Here is a 20,069-nt window from a genome sequence, read left to right on the forward strand (position 1 = left end):
CGCACATCGGTTTCTCGGAGGTTTTTGAATGACCACGTCTTTGCAACCTGCTTATACGCTAGTCCCGGGTGCGAACCTGGAGGCCTACGTGCATGCGGTGAACAGCATTGCCTTGCTGACACCCGAGCGGGAGCGCGAACTGGCCGAAAAGCTCTACTACGACCAGGACCTCGACGCCGCTCGGGAGATGGTCCTTGCCCACCTGCGTTTCGTGGTGCATATCGCCCGTAGCTATTCCGGATACGGCCTGGCCCAGGCTGACCTCATCCAGGAAGGTAACGTCGGCCTGATGAAAGCGGTCAAGCGCTTCAACCCGGAAATGGGCGTGCGCCTGGTGTCTTTCGCCGTACACTGGATCAAGGCCGAGATCCATGAATTCATCCTGCGCAACTGGCGGATCGTGAAGGTGGCCACCACCAAGGCTCAGCGCAAGCTGTTCTTCAACCTGCGCAGCCAGAAAAAACGTCTGGCCTGGCTGAACAACGAAGAAGTGCATCGCGTGGCCGAAAGCCTGGGCGTGGAGCCTCGCGAAGTGCGTGAAATGGAAAGCCGCCTCACAGGCCAGGACATGGCTTTCGACCCGGCCGCGGAGGCCGATGACGACAGCGCGTTCCAGTCTCCGGCTCATTACCTGGAAGACCATCGCTACGACCCGGCTCGTCAGCTGGAAGATGCAGACTGGACCGACAGCTCCACCAGCAACCTGCACGAGGCGCTGGAAGTGCTGGACGAACGCAGCCGCGATATTCTCTACCAGCGCTGGCTGGCCGAGGAAAAGGCCACGCTTCATGAACTGGCCGCCAAGTACAACGTGTCTGCCGAGCGCATCCGTCAGTTGGAAAAGAACGCGATGAACAAGCTCAAGGGCACCATCGCTGCTTGATACGCCTCAAGCCTGCCGGCCTCCTTAGTGGAGGCTGGGCAGCTGGCCAATATTGGCCTGGGGCACGGGCCTGAATCAAATGCTCAAGCTAATCGTTGGACAGCGGGTGGGAGCCAGCGAAGCTGGCGAATCGACGCTTGTGAATCCACGCTCGTGTGGGTGCCATTCGGTAGCTTCGCTACCTCCTACTGGGCCCAGGGCGCGGACCTGGGCCTGTCCAGGTTCCCCAGATAATCGCTTCCTCCCAAGTGGCCCATCTGCTGGCGTATCCAGGCAGCCCGGCGTAGCACATAGGGGCTAGGCCGGGCTGCGTTCCATTTCAAGGGTGAGGGAAGTACCGCGGCGAGCAGGCTGGCCTGCTGGCGGCTCAAATTGGCGGCGGACGTATTGAAGTGATGTCGGGCCGCCGCTTCGGCGCCAAACACGCCGCTGTCCCATTCGGCACTGTTCAGATATACCTCCAGGATGCGCTGCTTGGGCCATAGCACTTCGATCAATACCGTAAACCAGGCTTCCAGTGCCTTGCGCAGGTAGCTTCGACCCGACCACAGGAACAGATTCTTGGCCACTTGCTGGGTCAGAGTGCTGGCGCCGCGTAGCGCGCCACCGCGTTCGTTATGGCTGAAGGCGGCGCGGATGGCGGGGAGGTCGAACCCCCAGTGGAAGGGGAATTTCTGATCTTCACCGGCAATGACGGCCACTTTCAGGTCGTCGGGCAGGTTGTCCCAGCTTCGCCATGTCCGTTGCAGGTCGATAGGCTGGCCATCGACCCAGGATTGCACCTTGCGCTCGATCATCAAGGCGGTGCCCGGCGGCGGAACCCAGCGAAACACAAGCACCAGGGTTACGCTGCCGATGGCGAACCACATCAGAAAGCGACGAGTGTGCTGAAGGAGCGTCCCTAGCATGGTGTCCTTGGCCCTGGCGAAAGAGCGGGCCATTATACAGGCCTCGATGTCGTTGATCCGGAAGGACACTCCATGTTGCGCACTTTACTTATGCTGGCTGCTTTCTTCGGCTTCACCGGAGTGGCCTTGGGCGCTTTCGCGGCCCATGGTCTCAAGGGCCGACTCAGCCAGGAATGCCTGGCCATTTTCCAGACCGGGGTGCAGTACCAGCTCATCCATGCCTTGGCCCTGCTTGGAGTGGCGGTGTTGGCCAATGCCCTTCCCGGACGCTTGATGGCATGGAGCGGTGGGCTCTTCGCCCTAGGCATCCTGTTGTTTTCCGGAAGCCTGTATGCGCTTACCCTGGGTGGGATACCGCGCCTGGGTATCATCACGCCATTCGGCGGGCTGGCGTTCCTGGCCGGCTGGGCCTGCCTGGGCCTGGCCGCCTGGCGGCTCGGCGCTGCCTGAACAGGCTGTGCCTTGGTCGCTACCCTGGATTTTCGCTAGAATGCACGCCCTCACATAGCATTGGCGCCGCACATGCGCATTCAGTTGAACGGAGACACCTTCGAGCTGCCGACCGGCGAAACCGTTGCCGACCTGCTGGCTCGCATGGAGCTGGCCGGGCGCCGAGTCGCGGTCGAGCTGAACCTGGATATCGTGCCGCGCAGCGAGCACGCCACCACACTGCTTAACGAAGGTGACCAGGTGGAAGTCGTGCAGGCGATCGGCGGCGGCTAGGGGCTGCGCCGAACATCGGTGAACCTGCCCACTGTCGCGGATAGCCAGGCCGGCGTACCGCACCTCATTCCCTACGAGAAGACCATGAGCACAATGAACGCAGACAAGCCATTCGTCCTGGCGGGGCGTACCTATCAGTCACGGTTGTTGGTGGGGACCGGTAAATACCGCGACCTGGAAGAAACCCGTCTGGCCATCGAGGCTTCGGGTGCTGAAATCGTCACGGTGGCAGTGCGCCGTACCAATATCGGGCAGAACCCCGGCGAGCCGAATCTGCTGGACGTACTACCGCCTGATCGTTACACCATCCTGCCGAACACGGCGGGCTGCTACGATGCAAACGAGGCCGTGCGCACCTGTCGCCTGGCCCGCGAGCTGCTCGATGGCCACAAGCTGGTCAAGCTGGAAGTACTGGCAGACCAGAAAACCCTGTTCCCCAATGTGATCGAAACCCTCAAGGCCGCGCAAGTACTGGTCAAGGAAGGCTTCGATGTTATGGTCTACACCAGCGATGACCCCATCATCGCCCGACAGCTGGCCGAGATCGGCTGCATAGCCGTCATGCCCCTGGCGGGTCTGATCGGTACGGGCCTCGGTATCTGCAACCCGTACAACCTGCGGATCATCCTCGAGGAGGCCAAGGTACCGGTACTGGTGGACGCTGGCGTAGGCACGGCATCCGATGCGACCATCGCCATGGAGCTGGGCTGCGAAGCGGTGCTGATGAATTCGGCCATCGCCCATGCCCAGTCACCCGTGCTGATGGCCGAAGCCATGAAACATGCGATCGTTGCCGGCCGTTTGGCCTGGCTCGCCGGCCGCATGCCGAAAAAACTCTATGCCAGCGCCTCTTCGCCGCTGGATGGCCTGATCAAGTAAAGAGCTCCCATGACCGATTCACAGCCAAACCCGGCAGCCGCCGAGGACACGCCTTCCCACCGGCGCACCATCAAGAGTTTCGTAATGCGCGCCGGCCGCATGACCGAAGGGCAGCAACGCGGTCTCGACCAGGGGGGGCCGCTGTTCATCCTGCCGCTGGCCGACGCCGCGATGGATTTCGATGAGGTGTTTGGACGCTCGGCGCCCCGCACCTTCGAGATCGGCTTCGGCATGGGCCACTCGTTGCTGGAAATGGCCGCCGCCGCCCCGGAGCAGGATTTCATCGGGGTAGAGGTGCACCGTCCCGGTGTCGGCGCCTTGCTCAACGGCGTGCTGGGCCAAGGGCTGAAGAATGTGCGGGTATTCGATTGCGATGCCATCGAGGTGCTAAAGCGCTGTGTGGCCGACGCCAGCCTGGACCGCCTGCTGCTGTTTTTCCCGGATCCCTGGCACAAGAGCCGCCACCACAAGCGGCGGATCGTTCAGCCGGCCTTCGCCGAGCTGGTTCGCAGCAAGCTCAAGCCTGGCGGCATCCTGCACATGGCCACCGATTGGGAGCCCTACGCCGAGCATATGCTGGAAGTCATGAGCGTGGCGCCTGGCTATCGCAACCTTGCCAGCGACGGGCGCTGGGTCGAGCGGCCCAGCGAGCGGCCTGTGACCAAGTTCGAGCGTCGTGGCGAACGCCTCGGCCACGGCGTTTGGGACCTGAAGTTCGAACGCGTCGAATGATCCCAGGTGGGCAGCGGATCACTTGCGGTCCGCGACCACCCCAACCAATACCAGCACTACCACCAACACTGGCGCCAGGCTGTAGTTGTTGAATTGCTGCAGGCCCTTCAGTACCCAGGGCGTGGCGTGGATCAGCACAGCGCCACTGCCCACCGCGCAGGCCAGGGCCATCAAGGGCACCCGCAAGGCCCCGCCCAGCCCGCCGACCTTCTGCTCGGCCCATGCCTTGATCTGCGCGCCGAAGAGCACCAGGGCGCAGCCCACCAACGCCAGGGCAATTTCGGAAAGCTGTCCGCGGCACCAGCGGGACATCGTCGAAAGCACATCCAGAAGCATGTCCATGCGTGAATCCTTAGCTTAAGAACAATTGCAGAAGGTCATTGAGAAACAGCTGGCCTCGCTCCGTGGCAACCAGGCGCGCCGGTTCGACCTGCAGAAGCCCCTTTTGTTCGGCCGCGCGCCGCCCCTCGGCCAAGGCTGTCAAACTGAGGCCGGTGCGCTCGGCGAACAGTTGCGTCGGTACACCGTCCGTCAGGCGCAGGGCGTTCATCAGGAATTCGAAGGGCAGCTCTTGCGGCTCAAGGTATTTCTCGCCGGCCAGGTACGGTTTGGCCAGGTTGAGGTAATCCTTTGGCAGGCGGGTCTTCCAGGTCCGTCGGATACCCCCGTTGGCGTCAGTGAGCTTTCCGTGCGCCCCAGCGCCAATGCCGATGAAATCGCCAAACTGCCAATAGTTGAGGTTATGGCGGGCGGCTCGGCCAGGCCTGGCATAGGCAGAGACTTCGTACTGGGCGAAGCCGGCCTGGGCCAACAATGCCTGGCCGGCTTCCTGGATGTCCCAGAGGATATCGTCTTCGGGCAATTGCGGCGGCTGGTTCCAGAACACCGTATTGGGCTCGAGCGTAAGCTGGTACCAGGACAGATGAGTCGGGGCCAGGGCAATGGCCTGGCGCAGGTCATCGAGGGCTTCTTCCTGGGTTTGCCCTGGCAAACCGTGCATAAGGTCCAGGTTGAAGTTGTCGAAGCCGGCCCGGCGAGCCATTTCCGCCGCGCGCAAGGCTTCATCTCCACTATGGATGCGACCTAGCGCTTCGAGCTTGTCGGCCTGGAAGCTCTGGACGCCGATAGACAAACGATTGATGCCGAGCTTGCGGTAGGCGATGAATTTTTCCTGCTCGAAGGTGCCAGGATTCGCCTCCAGGGTGATCTCTGTTTCTTCCGGTATGGCAACGCGTGCGCGCAAGCCGTCCAAGAGTCGGCCCAGCGCCTCGGCACTGAACAGGCTGGGCGTGCCGCCGCCGAAGAAGATCGATGACAGGGGGCGCCCCTGCACGCCGCCCAGCTCTCGCTCGAAGTCATCGAGCAGGGCACTGACGTAGGCGTCTTCAGGCAGGTCCGATCCCGCGGCGTGGGAGTTGAAGTCGCAGTAGGGGCACTTGCGCACGCACCAGGGGATATGAATGTATAGCGCCAGCGGTGGCAAGCCGGGCACGGGGCTCACGCCAGCCCCAGGCGTTGGCGCAGCAGAGTCATGGCCCGGGCGCGGTGGCTGAGCTGATTCTTCTCATCAGGACTGAGTTCGGCACTGGAACAGCCCCGCTCCGGTACCCAGAACAAGGGGTCATAGCCGAAGCCATGGGCGCCGCGTGCCGCCGGCAGGATCCGCCCGTGCCAGAGTCCCTCGCAGAGAATGGGCAAGGGGTCGTCAGCATGCCGCACCAGGGCCAGGACACAAACGAATTGGGCTCCGCGCTCGGCTTGCGGTACGCCTTCCAGCGTGGCCAATAGCTTGGCGTTGTTGGCCGCGTCGCCTTGGCCATCGGCATAGCGAGCCGAATAAATGCCCGGCGCCCCGCCAAGATAATCCACAGCCAGGCCGGAATCATCGGCCAGGGCAGGCAAGCCGGACAGGCGCGCCGCATTGCGCGCCTTGAGAATGGCGTTTTCCACGAAAGAAAGGCCGGTTTCCTCCGGCTCCACCTGGCTGAACTCGCCCACGGAGCGCAGCTGTACGCTGCCGCCCAGCATGGCCTGGAGTTCCTTGAGCTTGCCGGTGTTATGGCTGGCTAATACCAATTGGGTAAAAGTGGTCATGGGTTTCGATAAGGCTCGATAAGCGGGCGGCGCCAAGGCGCCGGAATAGCGCAGAGCATGCCCCTGGCCAGAGCCTGGGGCAAGCGTGGCGGCCGGGCGGTCAGACCGCCATGTTTTCAGGGCGCAACTGGGGGCTGCTCAGGCGATAGATGCCGATTTCGCCGAGCAGGTTGGGCCAGGCGCGGCTTGCCCAGCCGTGACGATGGAGGCGGTCCACGGCCAGGCGATCGATGACCTGCGCGCGGCGTTCGCGACACAGGTTTTCGAAGTCTTCGAAGGTACAGAAGTGGATGTTGGGCGTGTTGTACCAGGTATATGGCAAGAACTCGGAGACTGGCATGCGCCCCTTGGTGGCCAGGTACCAACGGCAGCGCCAATGGCCGAAGTTGGGGAAGGTAATGATGCATTGCCTGCCCACGCGCAGCATTTCTTCCAGGATGCGGTCAGGGTATTCCACGGCCTGCAAGGCCTGGGTCATGACCACCACGTCGAAGCTATCGCTGGCGAAGTTGCCCAGGCCCTTGTCGACGTTCTGCTCCACCACGTTGACACCCTTGCGGATGCATTCGTTGATGTTGTCCGGGTCGATTTCCAGGCCATAGCCGGTAACGCCCTTATGGTCGCGCAGCCAGGCGAGGAGTTCACCGTTGCCGCAGCCCAGGTCCAGTACCCGGCTGCCGGCGGGAATCCATTCCTGGATGATTTCCAGATCGGCTCTCATGGGCACCTCAGATGACAATACGGTTCATGTAACTGGCGAAGGCCTGCAGGTAGCGCGGAATCGGCATGAGGAAAGCGTCGTGACCCTGGGGGGCATCGATTTCCAGATAGGACACGTTCTTGCGCGCCGCCATGAGGGCGTCGACGATTTCTCGTGAGCGGGCCGGGGAGAAGCGCCAGTCCGTGGTGAACGACATGATGCAAAAGTCCGCGCCGGCGCCGGCCAGGGTCTTGGCCAGGTCATCCCCATGAGCCGCCGCCGGGTCGAAGTAGTCCAGGGCCTTGGTCATCAACAGGTAGGTATTGGCATCGAACCGGCCGGAAAACTCCTCACCCTGGTACCTCAGGTAACTCTCCACCTGGAAAGCCACGCTGTGGAAATCGTAGGCCAGCTGGTCGCTCTTGAGTTCGCGGCCGAATTTCTCACCCATGGAATCATCCGACAGGTAAGTGATGTGGCCTACCATCCGGGCCAGCATCAGGCCGCGCTTGGGAATCACCCCTTCGGCCTGGAAGTCGCCACCGTGGAATTCCGGGTCGGAGAGAATCGCCTGACGCGCCACTTCGTTGAAGGCGATATTCTGTGCCGACAGCTTCGGTGCCGACGCGATGGCGACACAGTGACGCAGGCGCTCGGGATAGCTGATGGACCATTGCAGGGCCTGCATGCCACCGAGGCTGCCCCCCACCACCGCTGCCCATTGGCCAATGCCCAGGCGATCCGCCAGGCGGGCCTGGCTGTTGACCCAGTCTTCTACGGTGAGCACAGGAAAGTTGGCGCCGAACGGCTTGCCTGTGACCGGGTCAAGGCTGCCGGGGCCGGTGGAGCCATTGCAGCCGCCCAGGTTGTTCAGCGCCACCACGAAGAAACGGCGCGTGTCGATGGGCTTGCCGGGGCCGATGGCGCTATCCCACCAGCCAGGCTTGCGATCGTTGGGTGTGTGGTAACCCGCCGCATGATGATGGCCGGAAAGGGCATGGCAGATGAGCACGGCATTGCTGGCGTCGCTGTTGAGCTGCCCATAGGTTTCGTACATCAGCTCGTAGCTGGCCAGGGAGCGGCCACAGGCCAGGGGCAAGGGATCGTTGAATTGCGCGACTTGTGGCGTGACTAAACCGACCGAATCTTCGGGGAAGACTGTGGACATCGACCCTGCTCTCACGTGAATGAGGCGTAAGGATAAGGAGGGGGGGCATTAGGGGCAAGCAGCGTTGCCCCCTAGGCTCCGTGTGAAAAACCTTGATACTCGGTGATGCTGCGTTGAAAACAGCCTCGGAATGCTCATTTACAACTCGTAAACTCCGCTTCCTCGGCTGTTTTCGCCTTGCCTGCGCGGCCCGGCCTGACCTTCGTCTCAAGATTTTTCGCAGGGACCCTAGGCTCCGGGTGAAAAACCTTGATACTCGGTGATGCTGCGTTGAAAACAGCCTCGGAATGCTCATTTACAACCCGTAAACTCCGCTTCCTCGGCTGTTTTCGCTTGCCTGCGCGGCCCGGCCTGACCTTCGTCTCAAGCCTTTTTCAACAGCTCCTGATGCAGTGCTGTTGCCCGGTCAGATCAGCGTGCGCAGGATTGGCGGCATTCCGGTCATGGCGGCCAGGTTGTTGATCACCAGCATGTCCAGCAGCTTGAGCACCATGAAGGCCAGGATAGGTGAGATGTCCAGGCCGCCCAGGTTGGGCAGGATGCGCCGGAAGGGCGCCAGTACCGGCTCGCAGATCTGGTTGACCAACTCCGCGCCTGGGTTGTGGCTGGCCGGCGCTACCCACGACAGGATGACGCTGATGATCATGGCGAAGAAGAAGATATTGAGGAACAGCGCGGTGACGCCAATGATCGCCCAGATCAGCAGCTGGACCGGGTTGCCAGTGGTCCCGTAAGCCAGTAGCAGGGTCAGGGCCATGATCGCCATCTGGATGACGATTGCCAGTATCAGGGAGGACATGTCCAGCCCGAACAGGCTGGGAATGATCCGCCGCAGCGGGCGCAGCAGTGGCTGGGTCGCGCGTACGGCGAACTGGCTCAGAGGGTTGTAGAAGTCGGCGCGCACAACCTGGAGCACGAAGCGAAGCAAGACGATCAGTAGGTAAAGGCTGCCAAGGGTTTGCAGCACGTAGATCAACGCAGTGTTCAGTCCAATCATCGAAAAGGCTCCTTAGCGGCCGAGCTGTTCGGCCAGTTCAGCCGAGCGATGCGCTGCCGCATCCAAGGCCGTTTTTACCAATGCTTCGAAGCCGCCAGCCTGGAAGGTCTTTATGGCCGCTTCGGTGGTGCCGGCGGGGGAGGTCACCCGGCGACGCAGCTCGGCGGCATCAACGTCGCTACCCATGGCCATCTCGGCGGCGCCGAGGGCCGTCTGGAGAGTGAGCCTGGCGGCGGTTTCCCGGGACAGGCCCAAGGCTTCGCCAGCCTGGGTCATGGCTTCGATCAACAGGAAGAAATAAGCCGGGCCGCTGCCGGATACCGCGGTTACCGCGTCCAGTTGCGCTTCGCTGTCCAGCCAGAGCGCCATCCCTACCGCATTGAGCAGTTGCTCGGCGGCTGCCTTTTGCTCAGCGGTGACCAGGGGGTTGGCATACAGACCGCTGGCACCACGACGGACCAGGGCCGGGGTGTTGGGCATGCAGCGTACCACCGGCCGGTCGCCCAACCATGCCTGCAGGCTGCCGCAAGTGATGCCGGCAGCGATCGAAACGATCAGTTGGTCCTCCCGCAACGCAGGCCGCAGCTCTTCGCAGACGGCCTTCATCGCCTGGGGCTTGACCGCCAGGACCACCACCTGGGCTTGTGCGACTGCCGCGGCATTGTCTTCGAAGGTAACGATGCCGTGTTCGGCGCTGACGCGTTCGCGAGTGGCCGCCCCAGGGTCGCTCGCGCTGATCCGGTCGGCTTCGACACCTTGGGCGCGCAAGCCGCCAATCAGGCTGGCGGCCATGTTGCCGGCGCCGATAAAGGCAATTCGTGGTGTGCTCATGCAGGGTTCCTGTTCTGGCAGCTTAAAGGGGAGGCTTGCTGTAGTCGCGGGCGCCGAACAGCGCGGTACCGATGCGTACCCAGGTAGCGCCTTGGGCAACGGCGGCCTCCAGGTCGTCGCTCATGCCCATGGAGAGAGTGTCCAGGTCCAGGCCCAGGCTGTCGCGTAGTGTCTTGACCTGGGCGAAGACCGCCTGCTGGCGCTGCGGATCCGCGCAAGGCTCGGGAATAGCCATCAAGCCGCGCAAGCGAAGGTTCGGCAACGCTGCGACGGCGGTCGCCAGCGCGGGCAGTTCGGCCGGGTCGCAGCCGGCCTTGCTGGCTTCGCCGCTGATATTCACCTGCAGGCAGATATTGAGCGGCGGTAGCTCAGCGGGGCGCTGCTCGGCCAGGCGCTGAGCGATCTTGAGCCGGTCCACCGAATGAACCCAGGCGAAGTGCTCGGCAATGGCGCGGGTCTTGTTGGACTGGATGGGGCCAATGAAGTGCCAGGTCAGCTCCAGGCCCGTGAGTTCGATCTGCTTGGCCAATGCCTCTTGCAGATAGTTTTCGCCGAAATGCCGCTGCCCGGCGGCATGGGCTTCGCGGATGGCGTCGGCCGGCTTGGTCTTGCTCACGGCCAGCAGGTTGACAGCGTTTTCCGGCCGGCCCGCGGCCAGGGTGGCGCTACGAATTCGGGCGCTCACCGAAGAAAGGTTGTCTGCTATGGTGGACATTACTTGGCGCCAGCGGCTTTAGGGGTCTGCGGCATTCTACCTGCTTGTCTGTATTTGGGGAGTCTCATGGACATTACCGAGCTGCTGGCCTTCAGCGCGAAACAGGGCGCGTCGGACCTTCACCTGTCCGCAGGCCTGCCACCGATGATCCGGGTCGACGGGGACGTGCGACGCATCAATCTGCCGGCGCTGGACCACAAGGCGGTGCAATCGCTGATCTACGACATCATGAATGACAAGCAGCGGCAGGACTTCGAGGAGTTCATGGAAACGGACTTTTCCTTCGAAGTGCCTGGCGTGGCGCGTTTCCGGGTCAACGCCTTCAACCAGAACCGAGGCGCAGGGGCGGTGTTCCGCACCATTCCTTCGAAGGTGCTGAGCATGGAAGACTTGGGCATGGGGGATGTGTTTCGGCGTATTACCGACGTGCCGCGAGGTCTCGTTCTGGTCACCGGTCCGACCGGCTCGGGCAAGTCCACTACCCTGGCGGCGATGATCGACTACCTGAACAACCACAAGCATCATCACATCCTTACCATCGAGGATCCGATCGAGTTCGTGCATGAGTCGAAAAAGTGCCTGGTGAACCAGCGTGAGGTACACCGCGATACCCTGGGCTTCGCCAATGCGCTGCGTTCAGCCCTGCGGGAAGACCCGGACGTGATCCTGGTGGGGGAGATGCGCGACCTTGAAACCATCCGCCTGGCACTTACCGCGGCGGAAACCGGTCACCTGGTGTTCGGTACCTTGCACACTACTTCCGCGGCCAAGACCATCGACCGGGTCGTGGACGTTTTCCCTGCCGAAGAGAAAGCCATGGTGCGCTCGATGCTGTCGGAGTCGTTGCAGGCGGTGATTTCCCAGACCCTGCTGCGCAAGATCGGCGGAGGGCGAGTGGCGGCCCATGAAATCATGATCGGCACACCGGCCATCCGTAACCTGATACGTGAAGACAAGGTGGCCCAGATGTACTCGGCCATTCAGACAGGCGGGGCCCTGGGGATGCAGACCCTGGACGCTTGCCTCAAGGAACTGCTGGGCAAGGGGCTAATCGCCAAGGACGCGGCCAGGGAGAAAGCCAAGAACCCTGACGCCCTTTAAGCCAGCCCGCGTCTGGCGCGGGGCTGGCGCCCGGCTTTCAGCGCTGGCTCAAGCGAAGCGTGGTAGCGGGTGGCTGCTTGGGCAGTACGCGCTTGGCTACTACGTAATGCTGCGTCCAGTAAGGCTTGCTCAAGGTGTCGATGGACACCGCCTTGCCGCGGCGCGGCGCATGGATGAACTTGTCATCGCCCAGGTAGATGGCGACGTGGTTCACACGGCGGCCCTTGATGTTGAAGAACAGCAGGTCACCGGGCTTGAGGTCTTCGCGGTCAACCTTGACCCCGTGACCATCGGCCATGGCATTGGAGGTGCGGGGCAGGTCTACGGCCTTGACGTCATTGAAGGCATACTTGACCAGGCCACTGCAATCGAAGCCTTTGCTGGGGCTGCTGCCGCCCCATTTGTAAGGCGTGCCCAATACCTTCACCGCGCGGCTGAGCACGGCATTGCTTTGCCGAGCCGCCATCTGGGCGCTGGCGGCCTGGGCCGAGTGAACCGGCGTCTTGTGATTGATGCCGCGCTGCGGCGCACGCGGGGCTCGCTCGGAGTGGTCGGCTCCGGCGGTATAACCCGAGAAGCTGGAAGGAAGGGTTTGCTCACGGTTGGAGGCGTAAGCGGCCAGTGGACATAAAAGGCAAACAGTCAGCCATGTCTTGATAATTGGATGCATTAGGCAGGGCTCAGTGATGTGGCGCGCAACTTTATAACAGCTTTTTTGCCTGTTTTTTGCCCACTGGTCGATCCAAAACCCGGCTGCAGCGAACCCTGAGCAGTTCTTTATGTCTATGGAAGCCAGCCAAACCCCGTATTAGCAGGGTTAAACCGTTTCCTGTCCTTGCCGACCGCTTGTCGGGTCGAGCCTTAAAAGTCACACTTTCTTCCAGAAAATTTAATGATCGACAGGATGGTCCCTGCCTATGAATATCTATCGTGCCGAGCGGCGCCTTCACGATACCCATAGTCTCGTTCTTGGCTATGCCTTGTGGATCTTCGGGTTCACCGGGGCGCACCGCTTCTACTATGGAAAGCCAGTTACAGGCACGCTCTGGTTCTTTACCTTTGGGCTATTCGGCATCGGTTGGCTGATCGACATCTTTCTGATACCCGCCATGGATCGCCAGGCAGACCTGCGCTTCCACAGTGGGCCTTTCGACTACAACGTTTCCTGGCTCCTGCTGACCTTCCTCGGCGTGTTCGGGATACACCGGCTGTACCAGCACAAATGGATTACCGGCATCCTGTATTTCTTCACGTGCGGGTTCTTTCTCGTCGGCGTGCTCTACGACTTCTGGACGCTCAATGATCAACTGTCCCTGCGCAATCGCCAGGGTGGCCAGGCCTGACGTGGCCCTGGCCTGGGTCAAGAGCGGCTGCGATAATCCCGCTTCGCGCCAATGGCGAGCAATTGAGGGCCTGACCCGGTGAAAGCGTTTTTTCTGGGCTGGACGGCTCAATATGAGCATCGTTTTATCGCAGCCCTGGCTGGCCATCGTCCGGTGCGGCACTTGCAGCCAGCCAGGGTGCTTCAGCGCGCCCAGCGTAAGCTTCAATCCTTGAACAAGCGTCTCATGGGCGCCCCCCTGAGCGATGCCTGGCTTGGGCGGCTGGCGTGTCGCCTGAGCGGAGCGGGCCCGCAGGACTTGCTGGTGTGCAATGAAGGGCAGGTTCGTCGGCACATCAACCCGGCAGTGGTGCGGGCTTTCCCGGGGCGCAAGGTATTACTGGTACGCGATCTGGTGGACTCGGCTTTCGTGGCCCAGGTTCGGCCATGGTTCAACGCGATCTACAGCTTCGACCAGCAGCAGTGCGCGGCCCTGGGCATGCTGCCGCTGGATCAGTTCTTTGCGCTGGGTTACGAAGAGGCCAGGGCCAGGCGAGGCCAAGGCACGGCCAGGAGGCCGCGAACATGTTTCTTCCTGGGCCGTGACAAGCACCGCGCATCGACATTGCAGGCGCTTGCCGAGGGTTTGATAGCCAATGGCTGCGAGCCTGACTTCCATATTGTTCGTGATGACAGCACGGAAAAGGCTTGCGCCTATCACGTAGACGACCTGCTGGATTACGAGGAAAACCTGGCCCGGGCACAGCGTGCAGATGTGCTGGTGGAAATCAACCAGCCAGGACAGTCTGGAGCCACCTTGCGCACCCTTGAGGCTGCCTACTTTGGCAAAAAGCTCATCACCAATAACGCGGCTGTCGCTCAGCTTCCCTTGTACCACCCCAACAACGTGTTCATATGGAAAGAGGGCTCGCCGAAGGGCTTGCCGAATGGCTCGCCGGACGGCTTCGAGGATGGCGACCAGGGCGGGTTGGCGGGCCTCGGGGCGTTTCTGGACGCCCCTCTGGTGCCGTTGCCTGATGCGGTGTTGTACCGTTATTCCCCGGAGGCCATGCTTGATCGTCTGGTTGCCGATGCTCAGGGATTGCCATGTCCTGTCAAGGAGCCGTAGAGCGCGCGGCGCAAGGTACCCAGGTCAGCCCTCGGAATCACCGAAGCCGGTAGCCGACTGCGTGCCGACAGGTTGAAGACCTGCCGGCCTGCGCGGCGGAACGCGCGTTGGAGCACTTCGAAGCTGGGCACTATCCGAGTGTCGAAGTGATCGTTCAACCCGCACGGGGAGAGCGTCCTGGTTTCCCGGTCATAGAACCGCTGGGCTGTGCCGTCGAGGTCCACGCCCACCAGGAAGACCTTCTCGAAACCCAGGTGGTAGGCCAGTTGCGCACAGACATAGGCGACGGTCCGCGCATCGAAGAATCCATAGCTCATGTCCTGGCTGAAACCGATACTCCGGCATCGTTTGCTCAATACATTGCGCGAACGCACTGCCTGTTCACGTTCCTTCCCGAAAATATGTCGCCAGCAAGTAGCGGGGGCACGCCGTAACGCATACGCCTGGAGACGCCTGGAAGGTGCCAGGCGGGCGATCTCGTCAGGCCACAGGGCCAGGTGCCTGGCCCTGGCCACGGCGGCTTCATACAGCTCCGGTTGCTGGAGTGGAAAGCCGCGATCCGTACAGACATAGAACAGTGGCTCGATGCTTGTAGGCAACAACCGTGAGATGGCACCGTTCATGGTGATGATCGGGATCGAAGCGAACTCCTCCAGAGGGAAATCCTGGGTGGACGGGCCCGAAGCGAGGATGATCACCGGCCCTTGCCGGGTATCGCGGCATGCACTGAAGCATGGCTGAGCGGTTGCGAGTGAGGACATGAGGGGCGGACCACGCTGAAGGCGATGGAGCATTGCCCGCGCATGGCCGCCAGGAGGCCGCACGGTGACCTGGTTGCGAGGCTGCTCGATCGCCGTATTTAACGCCACCCATATAAGCTGAATGAGTCGTCATGGTCGCGTCCCTGATACATCCCTGCGGTTATGTATCGGGAACGGTAGGGATCCGCCCCGCCCAAAGGAGCGAGGCGATTGGCCCAGGTGTCAGGCCTGATGGGCGATGCGCCCGTCGACCCAGGTATAGCGAACGGCGCCGGGCAGGCAATGGCCCAGGAAGGGGCAGTTTTGCCCGCGCGAATACCACTGTTCACCCGCCAGGGTCGATGCGGCCGGGTCGAACAGCACCAGATCGGCGGCGGCGCCCGGCGTGAGCCGACCCACTGGCAGGCGAAGCGCCTGGGCAGGGCCATGGGTGAGCCGCGCCAGGAGCTCCGGCAGGCTCAGCACGCCTTCGTCCACCAGGGTCAGGGCCAGCGGCAACAAGAGCTCCACGCTGCTGATGCCTGGCTCGGTGGCCCCGAATGGCGCTTGCTTGGCATCCCGCTCATGAGGCTGATGATGACTGGAAATGGCCTGGATGACGCCAGCCTTGAGCGCTTCGCGCAAGCCGTCACGGTCCCTGGCGGTACGCAGGGGTGGCTGTACGTGATAGAGGCTAGAGAAGCCGGTCAGGGCCTCGTCGGTCAGTATCAGCTGGTAGAGCGCGACGTCGGCTGTCACAGGCAAGCCGCGGGCCTGCGCCTGGGCAATCATCTCAGCGCCACGGGCGGTGGTGAGCTGACTGAAGTGGGCTCGCACGCCGCTCTGCTCCACCAGCAGCAACTGACGAGACAGGGCCACGGTTTCCGCCGTTTCCGGTATGCCGCTCAAGCCGAGGAAGCTGGCCACCGGACCTTCGTGGGCGAGCCCGCCGGCGGCCAGGTCTGCATCCTGGGAATGGAACACTACCGTCAGGTCGAAGGTGGCTGCGTACTCCAGCGCCCGGCACAGGGTTCGCGTGTTGTTGAAACTCTTCAAGCCGTTGCCGAAGGCGACGCAGCCCGCATCACGCAGGGCCACGAGTTCGGCCAGTTGCTCGCCGTCCAGGCCCTTGCTCAGCGCGCCTACAGGGAACACCTTGCTGTTGCCCGCGTCCCGTGCGCGGTCCAGAACCAGTTCGGCCACGGCGGAGCTGTCCAGCACGGGACGAGTCAGCGGTGGGCAGCACAGTGAGGTGACCCCGCCCGCCACGGCCGCCCGGGTTTCGCTGGCGATATTGCCCTTGCGGCTATAACCCGGTTCGCGCAATGCCACATTGAGGTCTACCAGGCCCGGCGCGGCCACCAGGCCGGCGGCTTCGATCCGCTGCTCAGCCTTGTAGCCCTCCGGTGCCGCCCCGATGGCAAGAACCTTGCCGTCGCGCAGGTGAAGGTCGGTGACCTGGTCCAGGCCCGAGGCTGGGTCGATCACTCGCGCGCCGATGATGCTTGCACTCACTGAAGGTTCTCCTGCTCGATCTGCCGCTGCGTCGCCTGGCCGCTCATCGCCATGGACAGCACCGCCATCCGCACGGCGATGCCGTAGGTCACTTGGTTGAGAATCACCGACTGCTCACCGTCGGCCACGGCCGATTCGATTTCCACGCCCCGGTTGATCGGGCCCGGGTGCATCACGATGGCGTCGGGTTTGGCCAGGGCCAGGCGTTGGGTGGTCAGGCCGAACAGCCGATAGAACTCGCCCTCGCTGGGCAGCAGCCCACCCTGCATGCGCTCGCGCTGCAGGCGCAACATGATCACCACATCCACGTCCTTGAGGCCCTCGGCCAGGTCCGTGTACACCTTCACCCCGTATTGCTCCACACCAACGGGAAGCAGGGTTTTCGGGCCGACCACCCGAATGTCCGGGCAGCCGAGGGTCTTGAGCGCGATCATGTTGGAGCGCGCCACCCGCGAGTGCAGGATGTCCCCGACGATGGCTACCGAGAGATTTTCGAAGCCCCCCTTGTGCCGACGGATGGTGAGCATGTCCAGCATGCCCTGGGTAGGGTGGGCATGACGGCCGTCGCCGCCGTTGATCACCGCCACCTGCGGGCTGACATGTTCGGCAATGTAGTGGGCGGCGCCGGAGTCGGCGTGGCGCACCACGAACATGTCTGCCGCCATGGCTTCCAGGTTGCGCAGGGTATCGAAGAGGGTTTCACCCTTGCTTGTGGATGACGTCGACACGTTCAGGGTGATCACGTCCGCCGAAAGCCTTTGCGCCGCCAGCTCGAAGGTGGTGCGCGTGCGGGTGGAGTTCTCGAAGAATACGTTGCAGACCGTCTTGCCGCGCAGCAGCGGGACTTTCTTTACTGCCCGGGCGCCAACCTCCAGGAAGGAGTCGGCGGTATCCAGGATTTCGGTGAGCAATGTGCGGGGCAGGCCGTCCAGGGAAAGAAAATGCCGCAGCTGGCCTTGGTCGTTGAGCTGCAAGGGGCGCTTGGCGTGGTTCGACGTCATCGGGTGGACTCTTGGAAGCTGGACGCGGATTCAAGAACCTGCGGTTCCAGGGTGAGCGGGGAGGGGCCGAGCAATTTTATACGTTCGTTCGGCGCCAGGGACAGCCTGGCTCCCACCACGTCCGGCCGGATCGGCAATTCGGCGGCGTCCAGGTCCAGCAGGGTGACCAGGGTCACGCTGGCAGGGCGGCCATAGTCGAACAGCTCGTTCAGCGCGGCCCGCACCGTGCGCCCGCTCATGAGTACATCGTCCACCAGCACCAGGTGCTGGCCTTCGATCTCGAAAGGCAGCTCCGACGGCCTTACTTGCGGGTGCAAGCCGTTCTGGCTGAAGTCATCCCGGTAGAAGGACACGTCCAGGGTGCCGAGCGTGTCGCTCACGCCGAGCTCGGCCAGCAAGGCCTGGGCTACCCAGACGCCACCTGTGCGAATGCCAATGAAGCGGGGGGTTTCGATACGTCGGACGCCGAGTCGCGCGCGCAGGTCGCTGGCCATCTGGCGAATCAGGTCGGTGGGGTTGGGCAGGGTCATGCAGGCTCCAGTCCGGTCAGTCAGAGGAAAGTTGCGCGCCGTTGGCCTCCAGCCAGCCTTCGAGCAACAGCCGGGCGGCGATGGCGTCGACCGGGTTGTCACGGTAGCTGTGGGTGCGCTGGCCTCGCGACATGCGTTCGCCTTTGGCTTCGAAGGTCGTCAGGCGCTCGTCGTGGGTATGGGCCGGCAGGTTGAAACGACCGCTGAGCTGGCGGGCGAAGCGCTCGGCCCGGGCGCTCATGTCGCTGGGGGTACCGTCCATGTTCAGCGGAAGCCCCACCACCAGCGCATCGGGCTTCCATTCCGTGATCAACGCTTGCACCTTGAGCCAGTCGGGCACGCCGTTCTGAGCCTTGAGCACACAAAGCTCGCGAGCCTGGCCGGTGATGACCTGGCCCACGGCAACGCCGATCTGCTTGCTGCCGTAGTCGAAGCCCAGTAGCAAACGCACGCTCATCAGGCGTGGCCCGCCTGGCTGGTAAGCAGCCCCAGAGTGACCCCCAGCCGACTGGCGGCGGCCTCCAGCCGCTGCTCGCTGGGCACGTTGAACAGGATCTCGGCATCGAAGGGGCAGGTCAGCCAGGCGTTCTCGGCCATTTCGCTTTCCAGTTGCCCCGCTTCCCAGCCGGCATAGCCCAGGGCGATCAGGCTATGGGCCGGCCCGCTACCATCGGCGATGGCGAACAGCACATCCTGGGACGTGGAGAGGGACACGCCGCCCAGGTCCACGGTGGCATCGAACACTGGCCCGCTGGTATGCAGGACGAAGCCGCGGTCCATCTGCACGGGGCCGCCCCCGTAGACCGGCACCAGTTGCGCGGACAGGGGCGGGGTGGCCTCCGGGCGAAGCTGCTCGAGGATGTCGGCCAGGTTCAGTTCCTGGGGGCGATTGACCACCAGGCCCATGGCGCCACGATCAGTATGCTCCACGATATAGGTAAGCGTGTGGGCGAAGTTCGGATCGGCCATGTGCGGCATGGCGATCAGGAACTGATGCTTGAGGTAGCTGGTTTCGAGAGTCTTCATAAAGGTAGTGTGGCGCCGCCTTGGTGTGCTTACAAGCCAGGAATGGCCCAGCCGGGGCTTTGGTACGAAAACCGCCGGCAAATGCCTGTGCCGCGAAAACCTAGTTGCTCGACAGCCTGTCCCCTTTCGAGAACCGCCAGGTTCGAATGATTTCGAGCCGATCAATGTCGGAAAGGTCCCCGGTGAAAGGCGCAAAGGGGGCCGCGAGCCGAACGATGCGCTGGGCGGCTTCGTCCAGCAGCGGCTGCCCCGAGGATTCCAGTACCAGGACTTCGTACAGCGACCCATCCCGGTTGATCGATACCAACATCCGCAGGCTGCCGTAGATCTGCTGCCGGCGTGCTTCGTCCGGGTAGTTGAGGTTGCCTACGCGTTCGACCTTCTTGCGCCAGTCTTCCTTGTACCAGGCACCCTTGTCGCGCATGGTCGAGGCGGCGCTGAGCCGGTAGATGCGCGGGCGCTTGGCATAGGCTTGTTGTTCATTGGAAAGCTCGGCCTCGAGGCTGGCGATCTCGCTGGAAAGCTGGGCGCTGTCGAAGTCTGGAGTGGCGGCCTTGGGGCGTTCGTCCACGGGCTGCTTCTGTGGCCGGGCTTCGGTCTTGGTAGGTTGGCTCGCTGTGGTGGCGACTGCCTTGGTCTTCTGCGGTGCCTGCTCACGAACGGGCCGTGGCGCTGGCGGTGGCGTGACCTTGTTGATCTGCTCGCTCTGGAACGGAGCCACTTCGGTGGTTTTCGGTACCGCCTTGTGTTCCAGGGTGCCGCTGCCTTGCTGGTTGTCCTGGGCAAGGTAATCAGCCTGCTCCGGGGCCTTGTCGCTCTTGAAGGTCGACAGGGTCACTTCCAGGGTCTTGCTGATCTGCGCCGGTGGCTGCAGATCGAAGCTCACTCCCAGGATCACCGCCAGATGCACCAGCGCGGCCACGAACAAGGCAAACCCCAAGCGGTCCGCCGGGCGGGCGGCCTTGGTGGTGAGCTTGGCGGAGATGTCGGTAAAGCTGGTCATCGGGTTCCCGGCAGGCGTGCCCTTGCGGCCAATGGCGCGGCATCATACCGCAAAAGCCTGATGAGGACGGCGC

The 20,069-nt window shown here is 62.8% G+C and carries 25 protein-coding genes; 8 read left to right on the forward strand and 17 right to left on the reverse strand.

The genetic code is table 11. The annotated features are described in order from the left end of the window. The first annotated feature begins 28 nt into the window (after window positions 1-28). The gene (gene rpoH / locus BN1188_RS02025) at window positions 29-883 is read left to right on the forward strand and encodes an RNA polymerase sigma factor RpoH (RefSeq protein WP_040259541.1); all 855 of its coding nucleotides are present in this window, start codon (window positions 29-31) and stop codon (window positions 881-883) included. A 185-nt stretch (window positions 884-1,068) separates the two neighbouring features. Here rpoH and mtgA read toward each other — a convergent pair whose 3' ends face one another. After that, window positions 1,069-1,824, reverse strand: a complete 756-nt coding sequence (mtgA, locus tag BN1188_RS02030) for a monofunctional biosynthetic peptidoglycan transglycosylase (RefSeq protein WP_040259542.1) — start codon at window positions 1,822-1,824, stop codon at window positions 1,069-1,071. Window positions 1,825-1,863: 39 nt separating this feature from the next. Here mtgA and BN1188_RS02035 point away from each other — a divergent pair, with 39 nt between their 5' ends. The 4 genes from BN1188_RS02035 (at window position 1,864) to trmB (ending at window position 4,125) form a co-directional block, all read left to right on the forward strand. Continuing rightward, window positions 1,864-2,241 carry a DUF423 domain-containing protein gene (locus BN1188_RS02035; RefSeq protein ID WP_040259544.1) on the forward strand — a complete coding sequence of 126 codons (378 nt, stop codon included), beginning with the start codon at window positions 1,864-1,866 and terminating at the stop codon, window positions 2,239-2,241. A gap of 72 nt (window positions 2,242-2,313) precedes the next feature. After that, window positions 2,314-2,514 carry a sulfur carrier protein ThiS gene (thiS, locus tag BN1188_RS02040; RefSeq protein WP_040259545.1) on the forward strand — a complete coding sequence of 67 codons (201 nt, stop codon included), beginning with the start codon at window positions 2,314-2,316 and terminating at the stop codon, window positions 2,512-2,514. Between the two features lie 84 nt (window positions 2,515-2,598). After that, window positions 2,599-3,393, forward strand: coding sequence for a thiazole synthase (locus tag BN1188_RS02045; RefSeq protein ID WP_040259851.1), 795 nt, complete (start codon window positions 2,599-2,601; stop codon window positions 3,391-3,393). Window positions 3,394-3,402: 9 nt separating this feature from the next. Further along, a complete protein-coding gene (trmB, locus tag BN1188_RS02050; protein ID WP_040259546.1) occupies window positions 3,403-4,125 on the forward strand; it encodes a tRNA (guanosine(46)-N7)-methyltransferase TrmB in 723 nt (240 codons plus the stop codon). An 18-nt stretch (window positions 4,126-4,143) separates the two neighbouring features. Here the strand turns inward: trmB and BN1188_RS02055 are convergent, their stop codons facing one another. From BN1188_RS02055 to BN1188_RS02090, 8 genes are all read right to left on the reverse strand, one after another. Next, window positions 4,144-4,467 (reverse strand): DUF3392 family protein, encoded by a 324-nt coding sequence (locus BN1188_RS02055; RefSeq protein ID WP_040259547.1) that lies wholly within the window; start codon window positions 4,465-4,467, stop codon window positions 4,144-4,146. Window positions 4,468-4,477: 10 nt separating this feature from the next. Beyond that, the gene (hemW, locus tag BN1188_RS02060; protein WP_040259548.1) at window positions 4,478-5,626 is read right to left on the reverse strand and encodes a radical SAM family heme chaperone HemW; all 1,149 of its coding nucleotides are present in this window, start codon (window positions 5,624-5,626) and stop codon (window positions 4,478-4,480) included. Then, complete coding sequence (gene rdgB, locus BN1188_RS02065) at window positions 5,623-6,219, reverse strand: RdgB/HAM1 family non-canonical purine NTP pyrophosphatase (RefSeq protein ID WP_040259549.1); 597 nt, start codon at window positions 6,217-6,219, stop codon at window positions 5,623-5,625. Before rdgB ends, hemW begins: the two co-directional genes overlap by 4 nt. A gap of 100 nt (window positions 6,220-6,319) precedes the next feature. Beyond that, window positions 6,320-6,940 carry a methionine biosynthesis protein MetW gene (metW, locus tag BN1188_RS02070; RefSeq protein WP_040259551.1) on the reverse strand — a complete coding sequence of 207 codons (621 nt, stop codon included), beginning with the start codon at window positions 6,938-6,940 and terminating at the stop codon, window positions 6,320-6,322. A gap of 7 nt (window positions 6,941-6,947) precedes the next feature. Beyond that, complete coding sequence (gene metX / locus BN1188_RS02075; protein WP_040259552.1) at window positions 6,948-8,087, reverse strand: homoserine O-succinyltransferase MetX; 1,140 nt, start codon at window positions 8,085-8,087, stop codon at window positions 6,948-6,950. A 406-nt stretch (window positions 8,088-8,493) separates the two neighbouring features. Further along, the gene (locus BN1188_RS02080; RefSeq protein WP_040259553.1) at window positions 8,494-9,084 is read right to left on the reverse strand and encodes a YggT family protein; all 591 of its coding nucleotides are present in this window, start codon (window positions 9,082-9,084) and stop codon (window positions 8,494-8,496) included. A gap of 12 nt (window positions 9,085-9,096) precedes the next feature. Further along, complete coding sequence (gene proC / locus BN1188_RS02085) at window positions 9,097-9,915, reverse strand: pyrroline-5-carboxylate reductase (protein ID WP_040259554.1); 819 nt, start codon at window positions 9,913-9,915, stop codon at window positions 9,097-9,099. Between the two features lie 22 nt (window positions 9,916-9,937). Then, entirely contained in the window at window positions 9,938-10,630 is a 693-nt protein-coding gene (locus BN1188_RS02090; protein ID WP_040259555.1) for a YggS family pyridoxal phosphate-dependent enzyme, read from the reverse strand. A gap of 66 nt (window positions 10,631-10,696) precedes the next feature. Here BN1188_RS02090 and BN1188_RS02095 point away from each other — a divergent pair, with 66 nt between their 5' ends. Next, on the forward strand, window positions 10,697-11,731 hold the full coding sequence (locus tag BN1188_RS02095; RefSeq protein ID WP_040259557.1) for a type IV pilus twitching motility protein PilT: 1,035 nt from the start codon (window positions 10,697-10,699) through the stop codon (window positions 11,729-11,731). Between the two features lie 37 nt (window positions 11,732-11,768). Here the strand turns inward: BN1188_RS02095 and BN1188_RS02100 are convergent, their stop codons facing one another. Beyond that, window positions 11,769-12,401: a C40 family peptidase gene (locus BN1188_RS02100; RefSeq protein WP_040259558.1), complete on the reverse strand. Its 633-nt coding sequence runs from the start codon at window positions 12,399-12,401 to the stop codon at window positions 11,769-11,771. Window positions 12,402-12,648: 247 nt separating this feature from the next. Between BN1188_RS02100 and BN1188_RS02105 the strand changes: the two genes are divergently transcribed. Both BN1188_RS02105 and BN1188_RS02110 read left to right on the forward strand, forming a co-directional pair. Further along, window positions 12,649-13,074: an NINE protein gene (locus BN1188_RS02105; RefSeq protein WP_040259559.1), complete on the forward strand. Its 426-nt coding sequence runs from the start codon at window positions 12,649-12,651 to the stop codon at window positions 13,072-13,074. A gap of 78 nt (window positions 13,075-13,152) precedes the next feature. Next, window positions 13,153-14,181, forward strand: coding sequence for a WaaS/CpsH family glycosyltransferase (locus BN1188_RS02110; protein ID WP_040259560.1), 1,029 nt, complete (start codon window positions 13,153-13,155; stop codon window positions 14,179-14,181). On the opposite strand, the gene BN1188_RS02115 is transcribed toward BN1188_RS02110, so the two are convergent. From BN1188_RS02115 to BN1188_RS02145, 7 genes are all read right to left on the reverse strand, one after another. Continuing rightward, entirely contained in the window at window positions 14,148-14,942 is a 795-nt protein-coding gene (locus tag BN1188_RS02115; RefSeq protein ID WP_040259852.1) for an LPS biosynthesis protein, read from the reverse strand. The two genes, BN1188_RS02110 and BN1188_RS02115, sit on opposite strands and share 34 nt — an antisense overlap. A gap of 222 nt (window positions 14,943-15,164) precedes the next feature. Beyond that, window positions 15,165-16,436: a dihydroorotase gene (locus tag BN1188_RS02120; RefSeq protein WP_040259561.1), complete on the reverse strand. Its 1,272-nt coding sequence runs from the start codon at window positions 16,434-16,436 to the stop codon at window positions 15,165-15,167. Then, entirely contained in the window at window positions 16,433-17,437 is a 1,005-nt protein-coding gene (locus BN1188_RS02125) for an aspartate carbamoyltransferase catalytic subunit (RefSeq protein WP_040259562.1), read from the reverse strand. Before BN1188_RS02125 ends, BN1188_RS02120 begins: the two co-directional genes overlap by 4 nt. Then, entirely contained in the window at window positions 17,434-17,967 is a 534-nt protein-coding gene (gene pyrR / locus BN1188_RS02130) for a bifunctional pyr operon transcriptional regulator/uracil phosphoribosyltransferase PyrR (protein WP_040259563.1), read from the reverse strand. Before pyrR ends, BN1188_RS02125 begins: the two co-directional genes overlap by 4 nt. Window positions 17,968-17,983: 16 nt before the next feature. Then, window positions 17,984-18,424: a Holliday junction resolvase RuvX gene (gene ruvX / locus BN1188_RS02135; RefSeq protein ID WP_040259564.1), complete on the reverse strand. Its 441-nt coding sequence runs from the start codon at window positions 18,422-18,424 to the stop codon at window positions 17,984-17,986. After that, window positions 18,424-18,993, reverse strand: coding sequence for a YqgE/AlgH family protein (locus tag BN1188_RS02140; protein ID WP_040259566.1), 570 nt, complete (start codon window positions 18,991-18,993; stop codon window positions 18,424-18,426). Before BN1188_RS02140 ends, ruvX begins: the two co-directional genes overlap by 1 nt. Before the next feature lie 100 nt (window positions 18,994-19,093). Next, on the reverse strand, window positions 19,094-19,996 hold the full coding sequence (locus BN1188_RS02145; protein ID WP_040259567.1) for an energy transducer TonB: 903 nt from the start codon (window positions 19,994-19,996) through the stop codon (window positions 19,094-19,096). Window positions 19,997-20,069 lie beyond the last annotated feature (73 nt).

This window comes from Pseudomonas massiliensis (assembly GCF_000826105.1).
GTDB classification, from domain to species: domain Bacteria; phylum Pseudomonadota; class Gammaproteobacteria; order Pseudomonadales; family Pseudomonadaceae; genus Aquipseudomonas; species Aquipseudomonas massiliensis.

What these genes read in the sequence shown, in the direction of transcription:
- rpoH (WP_040259541.1), top strand. Translation starts at nt 29, where the DNA reads ATGACCACGTCTTTGCAACCTGCTTATACGCTAGTCCCGGGTGCGAAC.
- mtgA (WP_040259542.1), bottom strand. Translation starts at nt 1,824, where the DNA reads ATGGCCCGCTCTTTCGCCAGGGCCAAGGACACCATGCTAGGGACGCTC.
- BN1188_RS02035 (WP_040259544.1), top strand. Translation starts at nt 1,864, where the DNA reads ATGTTGCGCACTTTACTTATGCTGGCTGCTTTCTTCGGCTTCACCGGA.
- thiS (WP_040259545.1), top strand. Translation starts at nt 2,314, where the DNA reads ATGCGCATTCAGTTGAACGGAGACACCTTCGAGCTGCCGACCGGCGAA.
- BN1188_RS02045 (WP_040259851.1), top strand. Translation starts at nt 2,599, where the DNA reads ATGAGCACAATGAACGCAGACAAGCCATTCGTCCTGGCGGGGCGTACC.
- trmB (WP_040259546.1), top strand. Translation starts at nt 3,403, where the DNA reads ATGACCGATTCACAGCCAAACCCGGCAGCCGCCGAGGACACGCCTTCC.
- BN1188_RS02055 (WP_040259547.1), bottom strand. Translation starts at nt 4,467, where the DNA reads ATGGACATGCTTCTGGATGTGCTTTCGACGATGTCCCGCTGGTGCCGC.
- rdgB (WP_040259549.1), bottom strand. Translation starts at nt 6,219, where the DNA reads ATGACCACTTTTACCCAATTGGTATTAGCCAGCCATAACACCGGCAAG.
- metW (WP_040259551.1), bottom strand. Translation starts at nt 6,940, where the DNA reads ATGAGAGCCGATCTGGAAATCATCCAGGAATGGATTCCCGCCGGCAGC.
- metX (WP_040259552.1), bottom strand. Translation starts at nt 8,087, where the DNA reads ATGTCCACAGTCTTCCCCGAAGATTCGGTCGGTTTAGTCACGCCACAA.
- BN1188_RS02080 (WP_040259553.1), bottom strand. Translation starts at nt 9,084, where the DNA reads ATGATTGGACTGAACACTGCGTTGATCTACGTGCTGCAAACCCTTGGC.
- proC (WP_040259554.1), bottom strand. Translation starts at nt 9,915, where the DNA reads ATGAGCACACCACGAATTGCCTTTATCGGCGCCGGCAACATGGCCGCC.
- BN1188_RS02090 (WP_040259555.1), bottom strand. Translation starts at nt 10,630, where the DNA reads ATGTCCACCATAGCAGACAACCTTTCTTCGGTGAGCGCCCGAATTCGT.
- BN1188_RS02095 (WP_040259557.1), top strand. Translation starts at nt 10,697, where the DNA reads ATGGACATTACCGAGCTGCTGGCCTTCAGCGCGAAACAGGGCGCGTCG.
- BN1188_RS02100 (WP_040259558.1), bottom strand. Translation starts at nt 12,401, where the DNA reads ATGCATCCAATTATCAAGACATGGCTGACTGTTTGCCTTTTATGTCCA.
- BN1188_RS02105 (WP_040259559.1), top strand. Translation starts at nt 12,649, where the DNA reads ATGAATATCTATCGTGCCGAGCGGCGCCTTCACGATACCCATAGTCTC.
- BN1188_RS02115 (WP_040259852.1), bottom strand. Translation starts at nt 14,942, where the DNA reads ATGTCCTCACTCGCAACCGCTCAGCCATGCTTCAGTGCATGCCGCGAT.
- BN1188_RS02125 (WP_040259562.1), bottom strand. Translation starts at nt 17,437, where the DNA reads ATGACGTCGAACCACGCCAAGCGCCCCTTGCAGCTCAACGACCAAGGC.
- pyrR (WP_040259563.1), bottom strand. Translation starts at nt 17,967, where the DNA reads ATGACCCTGCCCAACCCCACCGACCTGATTCGCCAGATGGCCAGCGAC.
- ruvX (WP_040259564.1), bottom strand. Translation starts at nt 18,424, where the DNA reads ATGAGCGTGCGTTTGCTACTGGGCTTCGACTACGGCAGCAAGCAGATC.
- BN1188_RS02140 (WP_040259566.1), bottom strand. Translation starts at nt 18,993, where the DNA reads ATGAAGACTCTCGAAACCAGCTACCTCAAGCATCAGTTCCTGATCGCC.
- BN1188_RS02145 (WP_040259567.1), bottom strand. Translation starts at nt 19,996, where the DNA reads ATGACCAGCTTTACCGACATCTCCGCCAAGCTCACCACCAAGGCCGCC.